This is a genomic window from Pseudoalteromonas sp. 31A1 (assembly GCF_011378815.1).
Lineage (GTDB): Bacteria > Pseudomonadota > Gammaproteobacteria > Enterobacterales > Alteromonadaceae > Pseudoalteromonas > Pseudoalteromonas arctica.
On sequence record NZ_WTKY01000001.1, the window covers coordinates 434407 to 459529 of the forward strand.

The window sequence follows — 25123 nt, forward strand, 5'->3', positions numbered from 1 at the left end:
GAGCTTAAAAAACATTAAGCACGTCATTAAATTTGTTTAGGCAAAAAAGTATAGCCACTAACGAACTATCAAAGGATATGAGCAACTATGTCAAACATCGAAGAAGAGCTAAAGAGTTTCCTCCATGAAAATATAAGAAGTAATGATCAAAAAAATAGAGATATTGCTCTTATATTATTCTTCTTTGGTTTTAATGATGAAGCTTGGCCGACACTTGAAGAAGCTGCATTAAAATTTGGGGTCGGGGACTCAGAAAAACGAAGATCAGAAAGACCAAGACAAATAATTCAAAATAAATTTACAAGTAAAGTAAACATTTCAATGTTACCTAAAGTACAAGAGGTTTCACGAATTTTTGAATTAAACACACGCTGTACGTTAAGTATGATTGAAGAAACCCTTAATAAAGAAAATTTATTACCCAAGAACTACAGCCTCAAGGGAATTCTGAATTTATTACAGCAGCTGGGAGTTTGCAAAAATTTTAATATATATACAAACAAACTAATTCCTGCAACGCGTATATCCGTAAATTCTGAAAATAACTTATATTTACTTCGAAATGATGAAGTCAAAATTCTTAAATTAGCACTTAAAAAACTAACTGTTTATCCTGGACTTGTAGGTGTAGCTAGTTGGAATAATTTTTTATTAAAAAATATTGAGTGTAACGATTACAGAGATTTATTACTTGATGTTATGCGCTCTAGAGATGATGTATGGCTCAAAACTGTTGAAGGTGAATTGTATTATACGATTGAAGATCGAGACAATACGCTTGTAAATAATTTAGAGAAAATAAAAAATATTGCTGATACTGTTGAGCTACAAACTTTAGCTATTGTATTGAGCAATGCTTTTAAATCTCGAACAGCCCCTAAAGGTAATGCTTATCCATCCATCAATGTAATTGAGCAATACCTAACCAGCTCGCGTTATACCACTTATGATGGGAAAAATTTAAAGTTAAACGTTGAACCTTCGATTTTGAGAGGAATTGAAAGTGATGTCATCAGTATTATGAAAGCAAAGGAGGAAGTTAATTTCGTTGAGGCTAAGCACTACTTAGAATCTAAGGGCTATACTAAACCTTCAATTGACAAAGCTATTTTGAATTCGACACTTGTGCATGCAGACAAAAGCCTGAGAAAAAGTTATAAATACAGATTAATTTCAAATTCTAAGTTCATTAACTCTGAGTACATGACAAGATATAGCTTGTTTAAAGAAAAGCTTATAAAAATCTGTTCAGATGGTAGTGATGCTAACATAGAAAGTAATAGGCGCAAGGAGCAGCAGATTTTACGCGATTGGTTGTTTAATGGTAAAGATGTAGAGTCATGTGCAATATGTGATAAAGAATTTAGTGTTAGCTCTTTGGTTACTGCACACAAAAAGAAAAGGTCTGAGTGTTCTTTTAATGAACGAATAGATCCAAACATTGTAATGCCGTTGTGCAAATTTGGTTGTGATCATCTATACGAAATAAAAGTATTAAGAATCCAAAAAAATATTGTAATTTCGAATAACAAATCAAAACAAACGGCTTTTGAACAATTATATATTAAGGCTGTTTCTGATAGGTCTATTAAGTCAAAATGGTCAGATGGTGAAGCCGAATATTTCATATAGTGATGTAAGCAAATGAAGTGATATTTTTTATTACCAAATTATTAAATGCCTAATTTTAGATATTTAAGGGAAAAAATTTTAGCTTGCAGGATGATGGTTCACTTCCCCCCTTATGTGAAGGCAATTACTTAAAGTAGCAGGCATATTAAGGTTATTTACTCGGAAGTAATCTTATTTAATTAGTAAGTGCATTGGTACTGCGTTAAATACGCCAATACCAATGCTTATAATATTGAGTTTAGAGCTCAGAGCTTAGTCCGCTGAATTCAAACTTATAAATCGCTGCGCCAGCCCATACCAGACTCTTCCATTAAATGCTCGTAAACACCTTCTATGTTAAGCGGTAACCATGCATCAAACTGTTTAAAGTCACTAAATTGGTCTAACTTTATATTTTTTTAATTTCGTCAAGTGTATTACCAGCTAAAACGCCTGCGGTTACTTGGCTATATAAAAGCTCTAAGTAACTTAAGTAACGCGCTACATCAGCCTTGCTGCCAATATCGGCATGTCCGCCCACAAAAGTACCAAAGTCATATTTGAGTACCGCTTGGGTTGAGTTAATCATGCCTTGAATGTCGTAACTCCACAGTTTTTGCCACGGCATTCTGCCAATAACAATCCAATCAACCACAAACAAGGTTTTTTGCTTTTCGAACAATACACTAACCGAACCACGACCATCGTTTGGACCATCGTTTGGACCATGGTAGTTAAGCTTTACTGTTGAATTACCAAGGGTAAGTAGTAGCTCGTTATCAAAAGTAAGGCTGGGCATTACCGTTTTCATTTGTGTGTTTTTAATATCTTGCGCGGCGAGTTTATGCGCTACAAAAGTGGTGTGCGGGCTTTTAAATACCTCGGCGCCGTAAATATGATCGCTGTGATTATGGCTGTAAATTACATATTTTATCGGTACGTTATAGCGAGTTTTAATTTGCTCGTTTAACCAGGTGGCGGCTTTTTTATTAAGCGGGTCGGTAACAATTGCGCCCTCAGGAGTGATTAAAAATACTGAGCGGTGTCGGTCGTCTATAAAGCGGTGTAAGCCATCGCCTAAGTCTTCAATCTCAAAGGCTTGTGTGGCAAAGCCTATAAATAACAAGGCTGTAGTTAATAGTTTTTGTAGCAAGCGGGGCATACACCATTCCTTTTAAAATTGATTAAATTAATAACGCTATTAAAAGAAGAAAGCATAAAACTGTAAAAAATTTCAGTGATTTGTTTAATTAAAGCTTAAACCTAAACTTAAGTAAAAGGATCAAATAAAAAGCCATTATAAAAATGGCTTTAGATAGGTTGGTTGGGTTTATCTTTGTGTTAGTTGTTGGTTTATTTCTTCAAAGATACTCGCGTCGTCTATGGTTGAAGGTATTTGTAGCTCTTCGCCATCAACCAGTTGGCGCAAATTTTTACGCAGTATTTTACCCGAGCGTGTTTTGGGCAACCTATCTACGCTAACTATATTTTTAAGGCACGCAATAGCGCCAATCTGATTACGAACACTTAAAACAAGCGCTTGTTCTACGTCGGTACTTGAGCCCATAAAATCATTTTTAAGCACAATCATTCCCATAGGGAGTTGTCCTTTAAGAGGATCGTTTACACCAAAAACAGCGCATTCGGCAACGGCGGGGTGCGCAGCTACTATTTCTTCCATTTCACCGGTAGAAAGCCTATGTCCTGCTACATTTATAACGTCGTCGGTTCTGCCCATAATAAATAGGTAGCCGTCTTCATCAATATAACCACCATCACCAGATAAATAATAACCTTCGTATTCATTTAGGTAGCTTGCTTTAAAACGAGCGGTATCTTGCCAAATGGTTGGAAGGCAACCCGGTGGAAGGGGCAGTTTAATTACGACGGCGCCTTGCTCGTTAGCTGCGCATTCATTGCCATCCATATCCAATATTCGCACATCAAAACCCGGAGTAGGCACGGTGGAACTGCCAGGTTTTGTTGCTAAGTACTCAAGCCCTACAGGGTTACACGCAATAGCCCAACCGGTTTCTGTTTGCCACCAATGATCGAGCACTGGCAGTTTGGTTTTTTCTTTAAGCCATTCGTAAGTAGGGGGATCTAATCGCTCGCCGGCTAAAAACAAGCGTTTTAAGCTAGAGGTATTGTATTGGTTAAAACCATCAGCATTTGGATCTTCTTTTTTAATCGCTCTAAATGCGGTGGGGGCACTAAATAATGCATTTACTTTATACTCTTCAACCACGCGCCAAAATGCACTGGCGTCGGGGGTTTTAACCGGTTTACCTTCATATAATACGGTCGCGCAGCGATACATTAGCGGCGCGTAAACTATATAAGAGTGCCCAACTACCCAGCCAATGTCAGACGCTGCCCAAAATACGTCGCCGGGCTTCATACCATAAACGGTTTCCATGCTGTATTGCATTGCCACTGCGTGACCACCATTTTCGCGCACTACGCCTTTGGGTGTGCCTGTCGTGCCTGAGGTATATAAAATATAAAGCGGATCGTTACCATTTACAGGCACCGGATCTGCGATTGCAGCTGTTTGCATTGCCTGAGTCCAATCTATGTCTCGTTTAGGCTTAAGAGTGGCGGTGACTTGTGGACGCTGATAAATAACGCAGTGTTCTACTTTGTGCGTAGCTAAGTCTATTGCGTTATCAATAAGTGGTTTGTATTCAATAATGCTGTTTACTTCAACACCGCATGAGGCGCTAAGTATAAGTTTGGGCTTGGCATCATCAATGCGTACTGCTAATTCGTGTGCAGCAAACCCACCAAATACCACCGAATGAATAGCACCAAGACGAGCGCACGCCAACATACCAATAACAGCTTGTGGGATCATTGGCATGTAAATAACAACGCGGTCGCCTTTTGTAACACCTAACGATTGTATTACGCCTGCAAATTTAGCAACTTCTTGTTGTAGTTGTGAGTAGCTATAAGTTTGCTTTGTATTAGTGACTGGGGAGTCGTAAATCAGTGCAGTTTGCTCGCCAAACCCGGCAATAACGTGTTGGTCGAGCGCTAAAAAACTGGTGTTTAATTGCCCGCCGCTAAACCAATGATAAAGCCCGTCGTCGTCTTGTGTGTATGCTTTTGTGGGGGTTTTATACCATGGAATATTTTTACTTTGTTCGAGCCAAAATTGGGCTGGGTTTTTTTTAAAGGCATTATATTGCTGTTTATATTTGCCTGACATGTAAGGCTCCTAAAACTAAATTTGTGTGTGAGAGACCTTACAAAATGTAGGCTTTTTTTAGCAAGCAAGCTATTCGACCTTGGTCGGCTAAAAGTTAATCAATGCACTGGTTTTAAAAATACAAAATTGACAATACAAAGTGTGTGGTTCAGCATGGCGGGCAGTAAAAACAAGAGAAAACACGATATGAGTAACGTAGTAAGAGTAGGGGTTGCGGTTATCATAAAGCATCAAAACACAATTTTACTAGGTGAGCGTATTGGCGCGCATGGTGCTAATACATGGGCAACACCTGGTGGGCATTTAGAGTTTGGTGAAAGTGTTGAGCAATGTGCAATACGAGAAGTGTTTGAAGAAACAGGTTTAAAGGTAAGTAAAATTACTAAGCTTGATTTTACCAATGATATTTTTACAGCAGAGAGCAAACACTATATTACGTTGTATGTAAAAGCTGACTTTGAAGGCGGAGAGCCTGAACTTAAAGAGCCTAATAAATGTTTAAAGTGGCGCTGGTGCGATATTAATAATCTACCAACGCCACTGTTTACATCACTAAAAAATTACTTATCTGAGGCTGTACTAGCCTAGTTATTTTGTTGGCGGTGTCGCTGGACTTAACTCTAGTTTACTAAAGCTTACTTGAGCGTAATCGCCATTTTGTTTATCTGTAGACCAATCGCCAGTACCTAAACAACCTGGGTACCAAATACCTTTCGCGCTTTTAGTACTACATTGGTTATAAGCGCCGGCTTTAAAGTAATGCCAATCTGCTGCGTAGCCATGTGGATGATCTTTTTCGTCCACTTTGCCATAAGCATCTACGTTATTACCTAAGTTAATAGAGTAGTTAACGTCTTCTTTGCCTTCTGCGCTAAATGTAAGGTGCATAACGTTTTTATACACATTTACCGTGTAGCTAAATTCTTCACCTAGTGCAATACCGGCACGGCCTGGTTCGTTAGGGTTTTCCCATGTATTACCCCAAACAGGGTAAGTAATGTCTGTACGGTCAGGATTTGTTTTAGGTAAGTTACGTTCGTAGTTCCAAAAAACTGAGCCCGTTTTATGTCCTGGCCATTTTTTGTAATAAATTTTAAGCGGCTCATTGCCCCAGCCATAACCAAGCTTGGTATCAATAAGTGCCTGATCTTTACCAGCGTGAATTTGCCCTACAACCACTGAGAATGCAGCTTTCTTGCTAGGGTCAGTAGCACGTAGCGCAACGTGATCTACTTTTAATGTTGCTTCCATTTTACCGCCAACAGAGCCAAATCGGTCAGATAGCGGGTGAACAGCCAAAGCAAAGTTGTTTTTAGAGTGTTTAGTTTTAATTTTAGTATTTGATCCACGGATCATTTGTCTAAGTTCACTACGGGTATTAGTAGAGTTAGCACTTGTAAGTGCTTTATTAGGCGAGGTGAATACCATGTAGCCTTTATCATCAAGATAGAAAAAATCAGGGTGTGCGTAAGTCTGAATTTCTTCTACATCTATTTCATCAATTTTACCGTCGTTGTTTAAATCTACTGGTACATTTATTTTCCAGTGAGATAAATCAAACTTTGTTGCTGGTACCGGCGCATCGCTTTGTTGATTAGTGCTTTGGGTACTTGAACAAGCCGTAAAAAGTAGAGGTGTTATAACGGCTAAAGCTGTGAGTTTAAATGTAGATGTATTTTTTATCATTATTGTCTCTGTGTGATGAAGTAAAAATTGTGCGGTACAGATATCGTTTAACCTCAATCTAGCATACCAATTTAATAATTAAAACTTACCAATTAGTAAAGTTAAATGTTTTTTAAATGATTTTTTGTTATACCAATTTGGTTGTGGTGTTTTTTAATGGCACTTATGGAAGTTTTTGCGGTATGTATTTTTTATGTGCTGGCTATTCACTCAGTGATGTTTAACGTGGTCTCTGGCGCTAAAGTATAGTCTATCTGAGAGGGAGTAACTTTGTAGTTACTTTGCAGCGTTTAGCAAATAACTAAATAACCACTGCCAATAACTAATGTCGGGCTTTAACTATGGTTAGTGCTACAAGTTAGTAGTGCTTGGTAATGGGAGTTGCCATTTTTTTAAAATGGTATGGTACTCACCACTATCTTTTATATTATTTAATGCGTCAGAGAGTGCTTTAGCTGTTTTAGGATTAAGTTTATTACTTGCTGAAAAATTAAGTGAAGAGGGTAGATCGCTTAAATGAATTCGTTTTGTTATTAGGCTAGGATCGAGTCCTAGGCTTTTTAGCTCGTTATCAATAGTTAGTGTATTAGTCACTACAAAGTCGATTCGGTTTTTATAAAGCATTTGCCAAAGCTGATGATAGTAGCTGACCAGTATTAAATTTTTGTTTTCGGTAAAGCCTTTTTGTTTTAAGTAGGCTTCGCTTAGGTAGCCACGAATGGTTGCTACTTTATATTCTTTTGCAAAATTTAAGTGAACGACTTCATCTATATGGCTTTTTAAACTAACTAAATAGGCGTCTGCAACGTACACCTCACCTAACCACGTATATTTATTAATCCGCTCTGGGGTTTTTAACAAAGACAACATTATGGCGTTGGTATTTGTTTTATGCTCCTTAAAAACGCGGGCCATAGGCATTATTTCAAAATTAGCGGTTAAGTTTGTTTGCTTCACAACTGCTTTGGCAATGTCGACTAAAGCGCCGCTTACTTCACCTTGCTGATTTTTAAAGTGATAAGGAGGAAGGTCTTCAGCTATAAAAGTAACCGAATCGGCGTTACACAGGGGGCTATATAAAATAAATACAAAAGCACTTAATAAAACACGAAAAAACATAAAAAATCTTTTAAAGCAATAATACACCTAGTGTAGAGAGTATTAACTAAAACATATATATATTATGTTTATATAACGTAAATAATTTGCATTTACTTGGCTGTACTTGCTGTTTTGTATTTTATAAATTGTAATGGCGAGCATTTATGCCAGCGTAAAAAAGCTCGATTAAAAGAGCTTTGATCTTTAAATCCTAAAATATTAGATAAATCAGCAAGTGGCATGCTGGCTATTAATGTATCTGCACGTTTTTTACGTTCTTTTTCAAGTAGCTGAGCAAAGGTTAAGTCTTGTTGTTTTAAGCGTCGTTGTAGCGTTCGGGGTGTTAAATTAAGCGCATCAGCTATGCCTATTAGGTTGCAGTTTTGCAAGGTAGTTTTAGCTGTAAGTAACTGATTAACTTTATCGTCAATACACTGCTGGCTTTTAAAGTTAGAGAGTTGCTGCTCTGACAATTGCTTAAAAGTAGAATTAATAATGGCGTTATCGGTTTTAAAGGGCAGCGTTAAATAATGGCTCGGAAAGCTAATTTGATTATATTCAGCACTGCTTTTTACAGGGCATTTAAACCATGATTCAAGGGCGCGCCTTTGCGATGGCAACCAATTATAAGTGAAACTAATACTACTTGGCGAAAGCGTTAAATTTATTAACTGGCGAATTACACTTACCCACGCGGTCATGTTTCGTAAAACAACATGCTCATTACAACTTTGATGAGCAATCCAACGAATAGTTGCTGTATCAGTATTTAGTTCAAACTTGGCTTTACCAATATCAGCCACCAAGCTGTCATAGCTTAACAATGCTTTAATGGCACTGCTTAAGTTATCGCTTGATTCAATTAAGTAACCTAAAACGCCGTAGTCAGCAGTGCGAATTTGCTGACCTAGGGTAAAACCAAAAAGAGGATCGTTAAGTGTTTTCTTGCCATAAACTAATAAAGCATTGTAACTATTTAAACTAATACGCGGCGCTAATTGATGGGTACGTTGATTACTAAATTCGTCAAAGCTAATAGCGTGCAAAGCCGTTTTAGTACTAATGCCTTGCGCTTGTAAGTCATCAAGAATACTTGAAAAGTAATGATCAGCCAATGTGTGCATTTGTCATCTAAAGCTAAAAAATAGTCGTGTATTAGCAAGTTTGCCACGTTAAATTTTTATATGCTAGTTGAATGCCTAATAACCTCTTGCTGTAAAAATGATACTTATAACAATAAAACAAACGCTTAATGCACAGCCAAAACAAATAATAAGCACACTGTTGGATCATCAACAGTTGCATCGATTTTTTAATGCCAAATTTACGCTGTTACAAGCACAAGACGAAGGGCAAATCGAAGGCGGAAAAGGATCTGTTAGGCAAGTAAAAATAGGTAAAATAACTTTTTCAGAGCAAATAATCAGTGCCGATCAAAATCATATCCGTTACGAAATAGTAGGCGATAAACCAGTAGCTAATCATCGAGGCGATATATACCTCACTGCAAATAAAGACATCAATACTTTAGTTACCGAACTTAACTATTGCATAAGCTGCTCAGCTCCATGGTGGATGCCAAATGCATTACTTAAATATGTTATTACAAAAGATATAACCCAAGCGTTAAACAATTTAAATAATTATTTTTTGGCGGGTAAAGCATGAACTCAGAAATTATTTTACTCGCTCTGAGCCCATTATTTTTGATATTTGTTTGCTCTGAGTTTATTAAGTTTAAGCGCTATTACGACATAAAAGATAGCCTAGCAAATACAGTGTTAGCGCTATTACACCAAGGCGCAGATGCTATTGCGTTACTGCTGTTAATGCCTTTATTTAATTGGTTGTATGACTATAGATTGTTTGATATTGAAGTGAGTGTATTAAGTATTGCATTTGCATTTTTACTGCAAGATTTTTTGTATTATTGGTTTCATAAAGCATCGCATCATATTCATTGGTTGTGGGCTGCACATGTGGTGCACCATAGCTCAACTAAAATGAATTTCACCACCGCATTTAGGCAAAGCTTAATGTACCCCGTAGCCGGTATGTGGGTGTTTTGGCTACCTATGATTTTAATTGGATTTGAACCGCTAACAGTATTTAGCGTGGTTGCATTAAATTTGGCGTATCAATTTTTTGTACATACTCAAATAGTGGGTAAGTTAGGCTGGTTTGAAAAAGTATTTAATACGCCTTCGCATCACCGAGTTCATCACGCAATAAATGCAGGTTACCTTGATAAAAACTTTGCAGGTGTACTTATTATTTGGGATAAGTTATTTGGCACCTTTGTAGAAGAAGATAAATCAAAGCCTTGTAAATACGGCATTATAGGGCAGCTTAATAGCAATAACCCAGTCGTTATTACGTTTCATCAGTGGGAGCACTTATTGAAAAGTGTTTATAAGGCATCGGGAATAAAAGCTAAATGTAGAGTACTATTTGGCTACCCTACAAGTAGCATTAAATATAAATAATATTGAAAAAGTTAAAAGTTAAAAGTAAAACTGCATAGCTAAACTCATTGATGAATTATGGCTATGCCATTGAGCATGCTGTACTTTGCTGCGCAGCGATACATTGCGAGAAACAGCGTAATTCCATGTTATAGCTATTTCGCTGTGCTTACTTGCTGCGTTATCAGTTAGCCATAATATATTGCCAGTCAAAGCGAGTTTATGCTTATTGTTTATTTGCCAAATTACACCGGCTTCGCTGCCTATTCCAGTACTAAGTCGGTCGGTTATATCGCCTGTATTTAGCTCAAATTGACCAAGAATATAGCCGTGCAGATTATTAGGATCGCCATAAGATTTACCATAACCTCCTTTTGTAAAAAAGCGGCCTAAACGTTTATTGTCACTTGGTTGTCGGTCAAAGCCCATTTTAAAGTTCCACGACCAGCTATCAAATACGCGGTTATCGGGTGCAAGCGACATAGCATCTAATAAGTAAAAATGTTCAATATCTGCATTTCCTTCGTCAGTAATAGCGGCTTCCAAATCAAAAAAACTAATTTGTGCACCCGCTATAAAACCTTCAGGCCTATCTAGTAAGTCATGATACGCAAGCCTATAACCAAAATTTGTAAGGTTTGCTTGGTTATTATTTTGTACCCTACCTAGCGATACTTTAGAAGAACCATGACCTTGCTCTGGGGAAGCAATAGGGCGGTTTGGCTTAGTAAATGGCGAAGCTACATTATATTTGCTGCGCATTAGGAGTAGCTTAGTTAGTCGCGGGGCAATTTCTTCACGATTTAACGCTTTATCGTAAAATTCAAAATTTAACCATTCATACGCCATTTCTAATATAGCGACTAATTGCGACTGTGAGTAATTACGAGTATTGAGGGAGCCACCTTGCATTAACTCTCTTGCATCATCAAGTTGTTCGTCAGTCATTTGAGTAGAGTAATGGTATAGCTTAGTGCCAAAAGCAGGGCGGTAATTAGGTGTTTGTAATAAGTTGTTATTTCTTAGTACTGCAACGGTATCTGATGGAATAGCTTGCATATTAAATGACGATGTTAAATCAAGGTCCTCTTGTGCAAGTTGTAATAATGCAAGTAATTGGTAAGAGCAGTTTTCATCAATAAAAAAGTAATCGAATGTAGCTAATTGTAGCTCCCACAAGTGCAATAAAATAAGCTCTACCTGTAGCTCTGATAAATTAAGTTTGTATTCCCAAATATCACGAGATTCTAAATCATTATATTCGCGTACTTTTTTATAGTACGGCATAAGCGAAAACTTACCTGGGTAGCTGCCAATCAAGCCTTTTAGTGCATACATAGCTGCGTTATCTGAGCCGTCTGGCTCTGCTGCAAAATTAACTGCGAATGCGAGCAACTCTTTATGGCGAGTCTGATCTTTTGCATCAATACGAAGTAAAGTGTGGCCAAACATTGATGATGGGCTATTCATAAATGCAGTTGGAAAAACTAACGTAACCCCTTTAGGGTTTATTATTTTTTGCCACGCCTGTAGTTCTGGGCAATTAAGTTCGGGCCAGTTATTTTTAATTTTTGTTTTTAGCCATTTATAACGTGCAGGAAACTGACAACGATATTGTGATGTTTTTGGGTCAGTATTTTTACCACTAAATGCAGCTATAGTGGCTTTAAGCTCGTCATATGGGCTTGTTTTACCTGTAGGAGATAAAAAAAACTCAGCACTGTCTACTTCACTTTTCCAATCACCTAATGTGGCCAAGCGGTAGTGACCTAATTTAAGCCAGTAAGGGTGTGTTGCTAATGTATTTGTTTCAATACTTTGAGCGTTTGAGTAAGTACTAAAAAGAGCGAGCAGTAAACCAAATAATATTTTTTTCATAATCACTAAATTACAAAAGCCGCTAGAGAAATACTCCAGCGGCTTTATTTATACGTATAAAACCGGCTAATTTAGCTGATTAAGAAAGAGTATAAGAAGCAAGTTGTGCGTTACTTGCAAGAACAGTGTTTAGGTTTTCTAAAACTGTTTGTGAAGTTACGTTTTCAGAAGTAAATACTGAAGAAAACTGTGCTTGAGCAAGCTTATTGAACGCTGCTTTATCTTGATCTGCAACACCCCAAGCTTCAGCTAGAGTAGCTAAAGTTTCGCCTTCACCTTTTGACATATCACGAGCAAGTTGCTCCATGTTACCGTCAATGAATAAAGCGATTTTTTCTGAAGAAGTTACTGTACCAGTACCATCACAACCAAGAGTACCAAAAGTGATACCAAAAGTTTGGTTACCAGATGTACCATTTGTTGTAGCGCCTAAAATTTTAACGCCTTTACCTTGCTGACCAGCAAATAACATAGAACCAAGACCACAACCAATATCTTGGTCAGCCATTGCGTTTGAGAAAGGAAGTAAAGATAGAGCTGCTACTGCGATTAGTTTTTTCATTTTCATAAATCCATATATGATTGTCTTTATTTAGGGTAAATAAAGTTCGCGGAAGATTCTAACAGACTTGCAGAAAAAAGGAACAGGCTAAAACATGAATATTTTACACTCTAATTTTTAAATATATTAAAGTTAATGTCAGGATAAAAATCAGCCTAGTTTCCACTTTTTATTGAACTGGTGGCGTTTTTTTACTTCTTGGGGCACCTAATAAAATACAAGTATGGCAAATACATACAGATAAAAATGCACTAATACCCAATGCACCGCCATAGCCGTCAAGTTTTGGTACAAGGAATTCAAATAAGATTGAAAACAAAATAGATGAGCTTGCTACAGTATAAATACCAAATCGATGTGGGGCGCTCATACCTATGAATGTGCCGCCAAAAAATACAATTGCGTATAAATCGGGGTTCAAATTTAAGGCGCTAAAAATTAAATAAGCAATAATAGAAAGTGAAGACGACGCTCTAACCCCGTCAAAGCGACTATGCTTAGCTAAATAAAATGTTAAAAAAGCCCCAAGCAGTACAAGTAATGGATATTCAATACTCATAATACAATTCCTTTGGCTAATACAAAAAGTGCCACGCTTGCAAAAGCTACGCTGCCAAGCTTGCCACCAAAACCTGTAAACATATTCATAGTAAGCACATACAAACTTGAGCCAATAAGCGAAATAATAGCAATTTCCCAGTAACTGGTAATTAAATGAGTTGAACACATACCTGCAAAGCTACCAGCATAAATTGCAGCATACGGATGGTTTTTATAACGCGCAGGAAAAGGAATAAACGAGCCAATAAGCCCCGTTAGCGCAGCAGAAATCACTAAAGGTAATGCAAAAGTAGTGTGCATAGCAAAGCAAGCTACAAAGCCTAAAAAGAAAGTGATGAATTTTAAAAGTAAGAATTTAATCATAGCGGCGCATTTTAAACTAATCCTTTTGCGCTTTCTAATACTCTCTAACAAATAAATGTTATAAGTAATTACAAACTTTAAAAACGTGTTTTTTAAACGGATTTTAGGTATTAAATATGCTTAATAGTGCCGCTGTTAATGTTCTATAAATCACAAGTTATGTATAATGGCGATAATTTAATGTATTAAAGTGTTAACCAAGGGTTATTTATGTCTAACTGTTTGCATCTGGCTATTCCGGCTGGCGATTTAAAAGTGGCTAAAGCGTTTTATTGTGACGTACTAGGCTGTAAAACGGGTAACAGTGAAGAAGGTCGCTGGGTAGATATAGATTTTTGGGGTAATGAACTTACCTTGCACCAGAGTGTTGAGCGCTTACCAACAGTTCGCCATGATGTAGATATGGGAGCTGTGGCAGTACCTCACTTTGGGATTCACCTATCTGAAGATGAATTTAACGGGTTAAAAATACGTATTGAAGATGCGGGTATTGAATACTTAGATAAACCATATCGCCGATTTATTGGTGATGAGTTTGAGCAAGAAACGTTTTTTATTGAAGATCCAAATGGCAATGTGCTTGAAATGAAAACCATGGTAAATCCAGAGGTTTTATTTAAAAAAGTATAAATGCTGTTGTTTAAGTTAAGCTAAAAAACCACTTTAATAAGTGGTTTTTTTATAACTATTAATCAGTGTTTTGATAAATTAGTTAATATTTACAGGTAAAAAAAATTACGCTACATACATGATTTTTATTCACTCTACAATGTAGGTATAGACACGTAGACTTAATTTCAATTCTCATACTTTATTGTTATTTATGCTGCTTAAACTCATAATTGCACCTTTGCTTATTTTACTAATAACATTCGCCCAAAAACGCTTTGGTAGTTTTGTTAGCGGCATAATTCCTGGCTTGCCTATTACCTCTGGGCCTATTTCTTATTTTATAGCATTAGAGCAAGGTAAATTATTTGCAGCTAACTCAGCGGTGGCCTCTCTTTATGGTATGAGCGGTATAGGCTTATTTTGTTTTAGTTACTTGGTTGTATCACGAAGATTTGGAATGCTTAAATCGCTTTTTACAGCGTTGAGTATTTGGTGCGTATTTAGCGTTATTACTTTATTTTTACCAGTGAATATTATTGTGGCGAGTGTGGTTTCGCTTTGTATTTTACTCGGTTTAACTATTATCTCTACAAAGCTAAATATATCAGTTGATGCAAAACCATTAAATGCCCGCTGGGAGCTTCCGGTAAAAATGATATTAGTGACGAGCTTTATCGTGCTTGTTACGTTTATATCGCAGCATATAGGGTCTGCTTGGAGCGGATTAATATCGACCTTTCCGGTTATTTTAGCGGTGATGGGCAGTGTTGCTCACTTTAGTGACAAACAAGCCTCAACGTTTAAAATTCTTAATGGCGGTATTATTGGTTCACTAGGTGGCTGTGTGTTTTTTGCAGTAATTGCCTTAGCGCTTAAGCTTAACTTTGTTATTTGGCAGGTATATGCAGCCGCAGCGGTTTGCTCAACATTATTTACTATTATTTTTAGCCAATTTATTAATCGCCAATTTAGTAAGCGAGCTATGCTAAACACCAAAAAAGCAGTGCTTAAAATTGACTCGCTCGGTTAATTTATATCTCTCAAGTCATAATTTTTAGCTAGTTAGCTATGTAATTGAGTTAACATTTCACTTGGCGTTTTATTAAAGTGACGCTTAAATTCGCGGCTAAATTGCGATGGACTGGTATAGCCAACTTTTAATGCGGCTTCGTTTGCCTTGCTTCCACTGCTGGTTATAAGCTCTTTGGCTTTAGCTAAGCGTACTTTTTTTAAATACTGCAAAGGTGACTCAAATGTTACTTGCCTAAAAGCACGATGGAACGACGATACGCTCATGTTTACATCTTCAGCCAACCCCTCAACTGTAATTTGATTGGCATAACTACTGTGCATAGTCGAAAGCGTACGTGCTATACGCGCATAATGCCCGTCGTGCATAGCAAGGCCTATTAACGTGTCGCCTTGTGGGCCGCAAAGCACGCGGTATACTAATTCTTTTACGATATCTTCGCCAAAAATGTCAGCCTCAATAGGGTTATTAAGCACGCTAAGTAAGCGGTGGGTTACTTGCTCCATTGCGCCATCTATTTTAGCCGATTGAACGCCACCCATTTGCCCTGAAGTGAATGGTTTATGTGTACCAATTTGGTTTACTAGTTTGTGTAACATTACCGGGTTTATATCTATAACTATGCCCATTACAGGCAGGTTGTTATCAGTAAAAGCTTCGCACTCAAGTGGCACGGGGATACCTAAAACAAGGTAGTCACCTTCACCATATTTTATTTGATGTTCAGGGAAATGAATTATTTTATGTCCTTGCCCAACAATAATAATACCTGAGTTATATATGAGTGGCTGGCGTGGTGAGCTTTTACTTGCGCGATGAAAATACACACCTGGAATAATGGTTTCCATGTTGCCTTCAAAGTTGAGTAAATGATTGTGCTCTGCAAATTTTTGCATCATGTTGGCTATTGAGGACATTAAAACATCTATTATCGTACGAATTTTGCGTAAAATATCAATATTGACAGTTTTAGGCAAGCTTTTGCGAGTTATTGGGCTTTTTTAATGTTTGTTTTGCCACTAATATGCACTCATTGAAGTTTGGCTTAGTTAGTAACTAAGCATTATATTTAGTATTTAACCGTCACCTAGGAGCAAAATAATGAAATTTAGCTACGTAAATCCAACACTTATCCAGTTCGGCCAAGAACAAATTGCCTCACTAACTGATTTGATCGCAAAGGATCAAAAAGTACTTGTAGTGTACGGCGGCGGTTCAATTAAAAAGAACGGCGTGTACGACCAAGTTGCAGCAGCACTTGAAGGCTTTGATTGGGTTGAGTTTTCGGGCGTTGGCGCTAACCCAACAATTGAAGTGTTAGACCAAGCAGTAAAAATTTGTAAAGAACAAGATATCGACTTTGTACTAGCTGTAGGCGGCGGTTCAGTAATCGACGGCGTTAAATACATTGCAGCATCTGCCGTTTACGATGGCGAAGGTTGGGATATTCCTACTGGTAAACATAAAGTAACTAGCGCATTACCTATTGGGGCAGTACTTACGCTTCCAGCTACAGGTTCTGAGTCTAACCAAGGTTCTGTTGTGAGCAAAGCTGCGACTAAACAAAAACTTCCGTTTATGTCTCCAGCGGTACAACCTAAGTTTGCAATTATGGACCCTGATGTAATGAAAGCATTACCACAGCGCCAACTTGTGAATGGTTTAGTAGATGCATGGGTTCATACCTGTGAGCAGTACCTAACATTCCCTGAAACAGCATTGGTTCAAGAAGGTTACGCAGAGGCACTTTTAAGAACGCTTAAAACATTAGGCGATAACTTTGAAAACCAAGACGATGCATGGCGTGCAAACCTTATGTGGGCAGCAAACCAAGCACTTAATGGTTTAATTGGTTCTGGTGTATCGCAAGATTGGGCTACGCACATGATTGGCCACGAGCTTACAGCCGCTTACGGTGTTGACCATGCACGTTCACTTGCTATTGTTCAGCCTTCTTTACTGCGCAACCAATTTGCAGTTAAAAAAGCAAAACTAGAGCAAATGGGTAAAAACGTATTTGGTCTTGAGCAATCTGACGACTTAGCTGAGAAAACAATTGCAGCAATTGAAGCGTTTTACCACAGCCTTGACGTAGCAACTGTGCTTACTGAACATGGCGATGATAAAGCCGCTGCTATTGACAATATTATTGGCAAACTTGAAGCACATGGCATGGTTGCTCTTGGTGAAAACCAAGCTATTACGCTTAAAGAAAGCCGTGAAATTTTAGAACAAGCTGTTGCTTAATCACTTTTAAGTAACTTAAAACTAAAAGCCGCTAACGTTTAAAGTTAGCGGCTTTTTTGTGCATAAAACATATTAAAAACACAGTGTTTATAATTAACCAATAATATCGATATTAATGTTTTTAAATGATGATAGTAAACTGTGCTCAACGGTTAGGAAAAACCTAACGATTAAATAAATTAAAACAGGACTAAACTCATGAAATTATTAAACACATTATTAAGCTCAAAAGCAGGCGTAGCTGCATTAATTTTACGAGTGCCAGTTGGCCTTATTTTAGCGGCGCATGGTGCACAAAAATTATTTGCTTGGTTTGGCGGTTATGGCCTTGAAGGCACAGGACAATGGATGGCAAGCATTGGCTTAGAGCCAGGTTACTGGTTAGCAATGATGGCCGGTAGTGCAGAGTTTTTTGGTGGTATTGCCTTGGTAATTGGTTTATTAACACGCCCAGCAGCGGTTGTTGCCGGCTTTACAATGTTGATTGCTATTTTTAGCGTGCATATTAGTAATGGTTTGTTTATGGCAAACAATGGCTACGAATATGCTTTAACGTTACTTGTTGTAATGGCTGTACTTGTTATTCAAGGGGCAGGAAGTTTTTCGCTTGATAACGTATTAGCTAAAAAACTAGCTAATAAATAACGTTTATAAATTTAAAAAAACAGCGGCCAATTTGGCCGCTGTTTTTGTTTAAATAATCTATTTAGCTGAAAAAGTTAAAGAATAACTATACTGCTTTTGCTCAAGTAAATATTTTTTATGAGTGCTTGGGCTCCACGAGTCATCGCCACCCACGCCCATATGTTGATGATCAATATGTACATGCACGCAATCATCAGCAATTAGCTCATTAGTGTGCTTTGCCTGAGTTAACATACTTTGTGAATATTCACTGGCTGCAAATAAAAACGCACCAGTTACGGTTAAGTTATTAATACTCAGTAATTGGCAATCGCTACGCAGGCCGTTATCAGTTGGAAATATATACGGTGTATGTAGATCATTTAAGTTCAAGCTATAATAACCTAAACGTGCAGCGGCTTTGCGATCTGGGTAGTTTTCAAAAGGACCTAACCCTAGCCAATTTACTTGTGTATCGCTTTGCTTGTTAAGCGTTGTACTTAATCCTATACGCGGCATTGGCGGTAGGGTGTCGTTTAAGTTCACATCAACATCTAAGCTAATATTGCCGGTATTATTGAGGGTATATAACCATTGTGTTTGAGCCTGTAGCACGCCATTAAACTCGTAATTAAATACACAAGTAATACGTACATCAACGCTTGATTGCACTGCATTAATTGAGCTACAAGTGCGCTGCCATTGCCCAATACCTGCGCGCAACCAACGAGCTTCCCATGCATTAGGATCTAGGTTGTCTACCTCGCTTACACCAATATCGTTATCAAGTGGTGCACGATAAAAATTATCAACTAATGGGCTACTAATAACCTGAGTATCGTTTTGTAACCACTGCTCTATAAGCCCTGATTGCTTACTAAAAATAAGTTTAAACTTATCGCCTTCAATACTTAGGTGAGAGTCTGTTTCATTAACACTTATAGCGCTTTGCTCTGTAGCTGATGCAAACACATTACGGCTTAAGCTCTTGCTGTTTATAAGCTTAAACTGCGCGGTATCCATAACGTGATTAGCGTTTGCAAAGTGCGAGTCGTTAATTAGCACACACTCTAAATTTAAGTGATACTGTGCGCCTTGCTCAAACGTTGTTTTAGTTTCAATAGTTAAAGTGTGCGTACTTTGCGGCGCTATATTAAGTACTTGCTCGCCTTGCTCAACGCATATGCCATTTTGCATTAATTGCCAAACGAGTTTTTCGTTATCTGTTGCCCTAAATACGTAATCGCTAAATACATCAATACTGTATTGATTTTTATTTTGCTCACGCAGTGTAAATTGTAAATGTTGCTGGCTGTATTTAGCTTCAAATAGGCTTGGGTGCGGTGTACGGTCAGGGAATAATAAACCGTTTATACAAAATTGACGGTCATTTAGTTCATCACCAAAGTCGCCACCGTAAGCCCAGTAATGCTCGCCATTTTCGTCTGTTTTAGATAAACCTTGGTCTACCCAATCCCAAATAAAGCCACCTTGTAGGCGTGGGTATTCTCTAAATGCTTGCCAGTAATCGTCAAAGCTACCTAGGCTGTTACCCATAGCGTGCGCGTATTCACATAAAATAAGCGGGCGAGTTTCACCTGGTAAACTCAACCATTTTTTAATTGAATACTTAGGCACTGCATCGTCTTTTATATCGGTATCTACACGGGCATACATTGGACAGATAATATCGGTAGCCGTTGTATTTGCGCCGCCGCCTTCGTATTGCACTGGGCGAGAGGGGTCAAAGCTTTTTGACCAGCCGTACATGGCATCGTGGTTTGCGCCGTGCCCGCATTCGTTACCTAGTGACCAAATAATAATAGAGGGGTGGTTTTTATCACGTTCAACCATTTGTGTATAACGCGACATAAATGCGCCAGCCCACTGCGGATCGCTCGCTAAACGCCCCATAGGAAACATACCATGGGTTTCTATGTTGGCTTCATCTACTACGTATAAACCTAGCTCGTCACATAGCTCGTAAAAACGAGGGTGATTAGGATAATGAGCAGTACGCACAGCGTTAAAGTTATTTTGCTTCATCAGCTTAATATCTTCAATCATATCGGCGGTACTTACTGTATGACCGTTTTCTGGGTGATGTTCGTGGCGGTTAACACCGCGAATAAGCAACGGTTTGCCATTTACACACAGTTGCCCGTTAAGCATTTCTACTTTTCTAAAACCAATGTTGTAGGCTTCAACATCTATAGTCTCGCCTTGCTCATCAAGTAGGCTTACTACGCAGCGGTATAAGTACGGGGTTTCAGCGGTCCATTTTTTAGGGCTTGTTATTGCTACGTTATGAAAAACAACATCAGCCCAGCTGCCTTTTTCATCAGCACGTTTATTATTAGTGCTTTGAATTTGCGGCTCACATAACGGTGTTTCGCCATCAAATACTTGTATGGCAACTTTATAGTTATTAGCTGTGTCATTACGATTGGGTATATCAATTGTAGTTTTAATTGCTAACGTGGCATCGCGGTAGCATGCGTCTAAATCCGGCGTTATAAATACATCGCTAATTTGACTTTGTGGTTTTGTAAGTAAGTTAACATCGCGAAAAATACCGCTTAGCCACCACATGTCCTGATCTTCTAAATAACTGCCATCGCTCCAACGAATTACCATAACCGCAATACGGTTAGTGCCGGCAACTAACAGTTCGCTTAAATCAAATTCGCTGGGTAAGCGGCTATCTTGTGAATAACCCACCCATTGCCCGTTACACCAAAGGTGAAACGCCGAGTTAACGCCTTCAAAAATTATATGATTACGCTGCGCTAACTGCTCGGGTGCGATAGTAAATTCAGTCCGGTAACAGCCAGTAGGGTTGTCGCTTGGTACAAAAGGCGGATTTACAGCAAACGGGTATTTAACATTACAATAAATAGGTTTATCAAAACCGTGTAATTGCCAGTTAGAAGGCACAGTAATACTTTGCCAGTCGCTGCCTAGTGTTTCACTTAGCAGTGACTCATCGACCGCTTCGGGCTTATCAAATAATTTAAAATCCCACTGACCGTTTAAGCTTTGCTTTTGCGATTGTGTATTTGCACGAGCGTCTTCAACTGTTTTAAAGCCATTAAGTGGGCAGTGCGCTTTTACTTGATTAACTTGTACTGAAATTGGGTTTTCCCAATCGCGGCGATTAATTATGTGCTGTAAAGAGGTCATGTTTATCCTATTGCATAAGCGGGCAATTATAATGCGCTAAATATAGCTAAAAATAATCACAGGGGTTATGCTTAAAGCTCTCCTTTATTTATCCAAAACTATCATTATATTATGCGCTATAACATTAAAGATATACTCGATATTGGCCCGCACTGCACAGAGCGCTTTATAGATTCAAAAACGCTTGCGCAAATGCCAAACCTTGAAATAGCACTTGCGGGTTGCTCAAACCTATCGGGTCGTTATTGCGTAGCACGCTCAACACCGCTAGAACATACACTTTTTTATACGCTTGCAGGGCAGGGTAAATTAACCACACAAAATGAGCAGTACACGCTTAATGCCAATACACTTATTGTGCTACCAGCTAAGCAAAGCTTTGAAGTGACAATTGATGGTGAACATTGGGATGTGATTTGGTTAAATCTTGCAAACACTAAACGTTGGCAGCATTTAAACCTTGCGCAAGCACTGGTATTAACCGATCAAAAACTTGAGCCGTTACACCTTGCTATGGAGCTTTTATATAGCGAGCCTAATGCTAATTTACGCGAAAGCGTCACGCCTATTTTAAGTCATTACTTAAATGCTACGCTGCAAAATAACTCACAGGGTGCAGCGCATAACCGCTTAATTAGTTTGTTTGAAGAGGTAGACAAGCGCTTGCAGTTTGATTGGACAATAGAGGCAATGTGCGAACATGTGCATTACTCATCGCCGCATTTGCATCGTTTATGCCAAGCGCAATTTGGTAAAAGCCCAATACAACAACTTATTTATTTACGCATTGAACGGGCTAAAAACTTATTGTTAAACACGGCTTGGCCAATTTCGCATGTGGCAAGTTATGTGGGGTACTCTAATATTTTTAATTTTTCCAAACGTTTTAAGAAGTCGGTAGGTGTGTCGCCAAGCGAATTTAGAAAATAACGTTAGCGGCTCTCTACATTTGAATAAATTTAAGGTATTGTGCGATTTCTTAAATTGCATTTTAGAGTTTTAGGTAGGTAATGCGCTCAAACCGTTTTTTAATAGTGATATTATTAGTGCTTGTACATAGCTTTATTAGCTGTGATGGTGCTGCGTATCATTTGCAAGAAGACGTTGATCACGTAACCAGTTCGTTATCGCAAGGCGACTCCACAGCCGATGATAACCAAAGCGATAAAACATCAACTACCGAGATTCATGCCCACCAACATTGCCATTGTGGCTACAACAGCACCTCTAGCCATTCAATAAGCCCAGAGCAAAGTAAAGCAACTTCGCCTGCGTGCTATAACGGGTTAAATTACCCGCCAGATGTACCTCCACCAAATTTTTATAGCTAGCTTTTAATTTTAAATACTTTGTAAAAACGGCCTGCGCTTGTGCGCTATTAGGCTAGTTATTTACATATTTAGGTTGCTTGATCGCGCTTGTTTTTAAAATAGGCGTAGTGATTAAGTTAACTCTGTTTGTTAAAAAACGGACACGCTATATGAATAAAAAACCAATTATGCTGGTGGCGCTAATGTGCGCGCTACCTGCTTTTAGTACTTTGGCGAATGTTAAAACATTAACCCTTAAGCAGGCACTGAGTAATACCGAACAACAAAATCTGGTATTAAAACGCTACCCTTATCATCAAAAAATATTGAGTGCGCTTAAATCTCAAGCTGCTCTTTCGCCTAATCCTGTATTGAATATTGAAGCTGAAAACTTACTGGGCACAAACAAGGCGCGTGGCATTCAAGGCGCTGAAATAACACTTGGGCTTAGCCAACTAATAGAGCTGGGCGATAAGCGCCAAAGCCGTATTAATTACGCAACCGCCAATATTAAAGCCCAAGCAATACAGTATCAAAATACCCGTTTAGCCTTATTAGCAACCACTGCTGAGCGATACTACCAAGGGCTTAAATTTCAAACATTATTAAGTTTAAATAGTGAACGTAAACAGGTAGTTACCCAGGCGCTTAAAGCGATTGAACAAAGAGCCAATGCGGGTGCTGCGTCGCAAGCTGATGTAACGCGCATGCGTTATGCACTTAGCCAAGTAGAGCTTGATAAAGTCATGCTTAATAGTGAATTTGAGCGAGCAAGTTTATCGCTTAACGAGCTGTGGAGTGAGGAGCAACCCTACGATACTTTTGCTGGCAATATTAATGCAATTACTGCGCTTAAATCAGCGCAAGCACTTTTAGATGCGGTTAACCAAGCCCCTGAATTTGCATTATTACAGCAGCAATATTTACAGCAAACAGCTAACTTAACACTGCAAAAAGCAAACGGACAAACCGATATTAATATAGGGGGAGGCGTGCGCTATAACCAGCAAAATGACTCCAGCTCGTTAGTGTTTTCGTTTTCTATGCCACTGCAATTAAGCAATTCTAATAGCGGCAATATTGCAGCTGCAAATAGTCAGCTCATGCTTTTAAATGAGCAGCAAGGGCAATTGCGCATCCAGCTACGCCAGCAAGTACGTACTTTGTACGCTTATTATCAAGGTCGAGCTAATCAGGCAAAGCTATTATCTGATCAAATTATTCCTCAGGCACAAACATTGATTGAGCAAAGCTTAAAAAGTTATCAACGCGGACAAATTTCGGTGTTGCAATTGCTTGATGCTCAACAAGCACTTTTTGATTCTAAACGCACACTTATTACAACTCACGCAGAGCTGTACCAAGTGCTACTTACTCTTGAGCGTTTAACAGGCCAATCTTTAATTGAGACTCATCAATCATGAATAAAAATATAATCGCATTACTAGTATCACTTTCGTTTGCCTGCAGCTTTGTAAGTACACATGCATTTGCCTCTGCTGAGCATGGCGAGTCAGGTCATAAAGAAACTGAGCAACACGAGCAAAAGCAAGGTCCATACGGCGGCTTTTTATTAACTGACCCTAAATTAACACTTGAGCTTAAATTGCAAGAATTTGCAGGTAATGTTGAGCTACGTGTATATGGCTATAAACAAAATCAGCCAATTAATATAAACGACTTAAACATAACAATGAGTTTAAAACGTTTAGTTGAAGCCCCGCAAAATATACAGTTTGCAGCTGAGGGCGACTACCTTGTTAGCACGCAATCAATTAACGAACCACATTCGTTTGCACTTACCGTTACTGCTAATTATAAAGGCGAGAGCATTAGCTATGAATACGACCAACACGAAGGCCGTACCACGTTAACAGAGCGAGCTATTGAGCGCGCAGGCATTAAAACCGAGATAGCGCAAAGTGGTGAAGTAGATATTACCGATACGCTTTTTGGTGTAATTGCTCCAACACAACACGGCACGGTAGAAGTAATGGCGCCGTATGCCGGATTGATCAGTGATATTTTTGTAAGCATTGGTCAAAACGTTAAAAAAGGCGAAGTACTTGCCAATGTAACCAACCGCGAAACACTGCAAAATTACCCCATTAAAAGCCCAATTAGCGGCGTTGTAACCGAGCAATACTTAAAGCGTGGCGAGCTTGCAAGCACCAGCGCACTTATGCAGGTAGTTAACCTTGATAAAGTATGGGTTGAGTTATCGGCTTTTCCTGAAAACATTGAAAAACTCGCCATTGGTCAAAGCGCTAAAGTGTACGACCTACATCATCATTTAAATACGCAAGGAAAAGTGTTTTTTATAGCTCCAATGATGACTGGCGGGCACATAGCGCGCGCCCGTATAGAGCTTAATAACCCAGACGGGCATTGGCGCCCAGGCATGCATATAAATAGCGATGTAAGTGTGGCTAAAATAAATGCCAGCGTGCGTGTAAAGCCACAAGCAATTCAAGAGTTTAACGGTCAATTCAGTGTGTTTGTTCGTAAAAACAATGTATTTGAAGTGCGTCCCGTTACCTTAGGTGCAAAAAATAGCGAGTGGGTAGAAGTACTTACAGGCTTAAACGCAGGTAGCGAATACGTAACAGACAATAGTTATGTCATTAAAGCCGATATTTTAAAAAGCGGCGCAAGCCACGCTCACTAGGAGGCACC

Annotated in this window: 22 protein-coding genes and 1 pseudogene; 12 read left to right on the top strand and 11 right to left on the bottom strand. The window is 38.6% G+C overall.

Annotated elements, in window-relative coordinates; genetic code table 11:
• The first annotated feature begins 87 nt into the window (after positions 1 to 87).
• Positions 88 to 1632, top strand: a complete 1545-nt coding sequence (locus GQR52_RS02045; RefSeq protein WP_165727278.1) for a hypothetical protein — start codon at positions 88 to 90, stop codon at positions 1630 to 1632.
• Between the two features lie 272 nt (positions 1633 to 1904).
• Here GQR52_RS02045 and GQR52_RS02050 read toward each other — a convergent pair.
• Both GQR52_RS02050 and GQR52_RS02055 read right to left on the bottom strand, forming a co-directional pair.
• Positions 1905 to 2773: pseudogene (locus GQR52_RS02050) on the bottom strand (MBL fold metallo-hydrolase).
• 168 nt (positions 2774 to 2941) lie between these two features.
• A complete protein-coding gene (locus GQR52_RS02055; RefSeq protein ID WP_165727279.1) occupies positions 2942 to 4825 on the bottom strand; it encodes a propionyl-CoA synthetase in 1884 nt (627 codons plus the stop codon).
• A gap of 186 nt (positions 4826 to 5011) precedes the next feature.
• On the opposite strand from GQR52_RS02055, the gene GQR52_RS02060 reads away from it, so the two are divergent.
• Positions 5012 to 5413: an NUDIX hydrolase gene (locus GQR52_RS02060; protein WP_165727319.1), complete on the top strand. Its 402-nt coding sequence runs from the start codon at positions 5012 to 5014 to the stop codon at positions 5411 to 5413.
• Here the strand turns inward: GQR52_RS02060 and GQR52_RS02065 are convergent, their stop codons facing one another.
• The 3 genes from GQR52_RS02065 to GQR52_RS02075 form a co-directional block, all read right to left on the bottom strand.
• Positions 5414 to 6511, bottom strand: a complete 1098-nt coding sequence (locus tag GQR52_RS02065; protein ID WP_165727280.1) for a polysaccharide lyase family 7 protein — start codon at positions 6509 to 6511, stop codon at positions 5414 to 5416.
• Positions 6512 to 6862: 351 nt separating this feature from the next.
• Complete coding sequence (locus GQR52_RS02070; RefSeq protein ID WP_165727281.1) at positions 6863 to 7630, bottom strand: transporter substrate-binding domain-containing protein; 768 nt, start codon at positions 7628 to 7630, stop codon at positions 6863 to 6865.
• A gap of 92 nt (positions 7631 to 7722) precedes the next feature.
• The gene (locus GQR52_RS02075) at positions 7723 to 8736 is read right to left on the bottom strand and encodes an AraC family transcriptional regulator (RefSeq protein ID WP_165727282.1); all 1014 of its coding nucleotides are present in this window, start codon (positions 8734 to 8736) and stop codon (positions 7723 to 7725) included.
• A 97-nt stretch (positions 8737 to 8833) separates the two neighbouring features.
• Between GQR52_RS02075 and GQR52_RS02080 the strand changes: the two genes are divergently transcribed.
• Both GQR52_RS02080 and GQR52_RS02085 read left to right on the top strand, forming a co-directional pair.
• A complete protein-coding gene (locus GQR52_RS02080) occupies positions 8834 to 9280 on the top strand; it encodes an SRPBCC family protein (protein WP_165727283.1) in 447 nt (148 codons plus the stop codon).
• The gene (locus GQR52_RS02085; RefSeq protein ID WP_165727284.1) at positions 9277 to 10098 is read left to right on the top strand and encodes a sterol desaturase family protein; all 822 of its coding nucleotides are present in this window, start codon (positions 9277 to 9279) and stop codon (positions 10096 to 10098) included. The genes GQR52_RS02080 and GQR52_RS02085 overlap by 4 nt, the downstream gene beginning before the upstream one ends.
• An 18-nt stretch (positions 10099 to 10116) precedes the next feature.
• On the opposite strand, the gene GQR52_RS02090 is transcribed toward GQR52_RS02085, so the two are convergent.
• The 4 genes from GQR52_RS02090 to GQR52_RS02105 all read right to left on the bottom strand — a co-directional run bounded on the left by GQR52_RS02090 (position 10117) and on the right by GQR52_RS02105 (position 13378).
• Positions 10117 to 11955, bottom strand: coding sequence for a DUF4105 domain-containing protein (locus tag GQR52_RS02090; RefSeq protein WP_165727285.1), 1839 nt, complete (start codon positions 11953 to 11955; stop codon positions 10117 to 10119).
• Between the two features lie 79 nt (positions 11956 to 12034).
• Complete coding sequence (locus GQR52_RS02095; RefSeq protein WP_024589733.1) at positions 12035 to 12517, bottom strand: DUF3015 domain-containing protein; 483 nt, start codon at positions 12515 to 12517, stop codon at positions 12035 to 12037.
• A 169-nt stretch (positions 12518 to 12686) separates the two neighbouring features.
• Positions 12687 to 13076 (bottom strand): hypothetical protein, encoded by a 390-nt coding sequence (locus GQR52_RS02100; RefSeq protein ID WP_165727286.1) that lies wholly within the window; start codon positions 13074 to 13076, stop codon positions 12687 to 12689.
• Positions 13073 to 13378 carry a hypothetical protein gene (locus GQR52_RS02105; RefSeq protein WP_002962854.1) on the bottom strand — a complete coding sequence of 102 codons (306 nt, stop codon included), beginning with the start codon at positions 13376 to 13378 and terminating at the stop codon, positions 13073 to 13075. Before GQR52_RS02105 ends, GQR52_RS02100 begins: the two co-directional genes overlap by 4 nt.
• 273 nt (positions 13379 to 13651) lie before the next feature.
• On the opposite strand from GQR52_RS02105, the gene GQR52_RS02110 reads away from it, so the two are divergent.
• Both GQR52_RS02110 and GQR52_RS02115 read left to right on the top strand, forming a co-directional pair.
• Positions 13652 to 14071, top strand: coding sequence for a VOC family protein (locus GQR52_RS02110; RefSeq protein ID WP_007587216.1), 420 nt, complete (start codon positions 13652 to 13654; stop codon positions 14069 to 14071).
• 193 nt (positions 14072 to 14264) lie between these two features.
• Positions 14265 to 15083 carry a hypothetical protein gene (locus tag GQR52_RS02115; RefSeq protein WP_165727287.1) on the top strand — a complete coding sequence of 273 codons (819 nt, stop codon included), beginning with the start codon at positions 14265 to 14267 and terminating at the stop codon, positions 15081 to 15083.
• Between the two features lie 32 nt (positions 15084 to 15115).
• On the opposite strand, the gene GQR52_RS02120 is transcribed toward GQR52_RS02115, so the two are convergent.
• Complete coding sequence (locus tag GQR52_RS02120) at positions 15116 to 16000, bottom strand: AraC family transcriptional regulator (protein ID WP_165727288.1); 885 nt, start codon at positions 15998 to 16000, stop codon at positions 15116 to 15118.
• Positions 16001 to 16184: 184 nt separating this feature from the next.
• On the opposite strand from GQR52_RS02120, the gene GQR52_RS02125 reads away from it, so the two are divergent.
• Together GQR52_RS02125 and GQR52_RS02130 are read left to right on the top strand one after the other, a co-directional pair.
• Positions 16185 to 17330, top strand: a complete 1146-nt coding sequence (locus GQR52_RS02125; RefSeq protein WP_165727289.1) for an iron-containing alcohol dehydrogenase — start codon at positions 16185 to 16187, stop codon at positions 17328 to 17330.
• 198 nt (positions 17331 to 17528) lie between these two features.
• A complete protein-coding gene (locus tag GQR52_RS02130; RefSeq protein ID WP_165727290.1) occupies positions 17529 to 17975 on the top strand; it encodes a DoxX family protein in 447 nt (148 codons plus the stop codon).
• A gap of 57 nt (positions 17976 to 18032) precedes the next feature.
• Here the strand turns inward: GQR52_RS02130 and GQR52_RS02135 are convergent, their stop codons facing one another.
• A complete protein-coding gene (locus GQR52_RS02135) occupies positions 18033 to 21137 on the bottom strand; it encodes a beta-galactosidase (RefSeq protein WP_165727291.1) in 3105 nt (1034 codons plus the stop codon).
• A gap of 111 nt (positions 21138 to 21248) precedes the next feature.
• Between GQR52_RS02135 and GQR52_RS02140 the strand changes: the two genes are divergently transcribed.
• The 4 genes from GQR52_RS02140 (at position 21249) to GQR52_RS02155 (ending at position 25115) form a co-directional block, all read left to right on the top strand.
• Complete coding sequence (locus tag GQR52_RS02140) at positions 21249 to 22067, top strand: AraC family transcriptional regulator (protein WP_165727292.1); 819 nt, start codon at positions 21249 to 21251, stop codon at positions 22065 to 22067.
• 80 nt (positions 22068 to 22147) lie between these two features.
• On the top strand, positions 22148 to 22468 hold the full coding sequence (locus GQR52_RS02145; RefSeq protein WP_008135125.1) for a hypothetical protein: 321 nt from the start codon (positions 22148 to 22150) through the stop codon (positions 22466 to 22468).
• Between the two features lie 149 nt (positions 22469 to 22617).
• Complete coding sequence (locus tag GQR52_RS02150) at positions 22618 to 23871, top strand: TolC family protein (protein ID WP_165727293.1); 1254 nt, start codon at positions 22618 to 22620, stop codon at positions 23869 to 23871.
• Entirely contained in the window at positions 23868 to 25115 is a 1248-nt protein-coding gene (locus GQR52_RS02155; protein WP_165727294.1) for an efflux RND transporter periplasmic adaptor subunit, read from the top strand. The genes GQR52_RS02150 and GQR52_RS02155 overlap by 4 nt, the downstream gene beginning before the upstream one ends.
• The last annotated feature ends 8 nt before the right edge of the window (positions 25116 to 25123 follow it).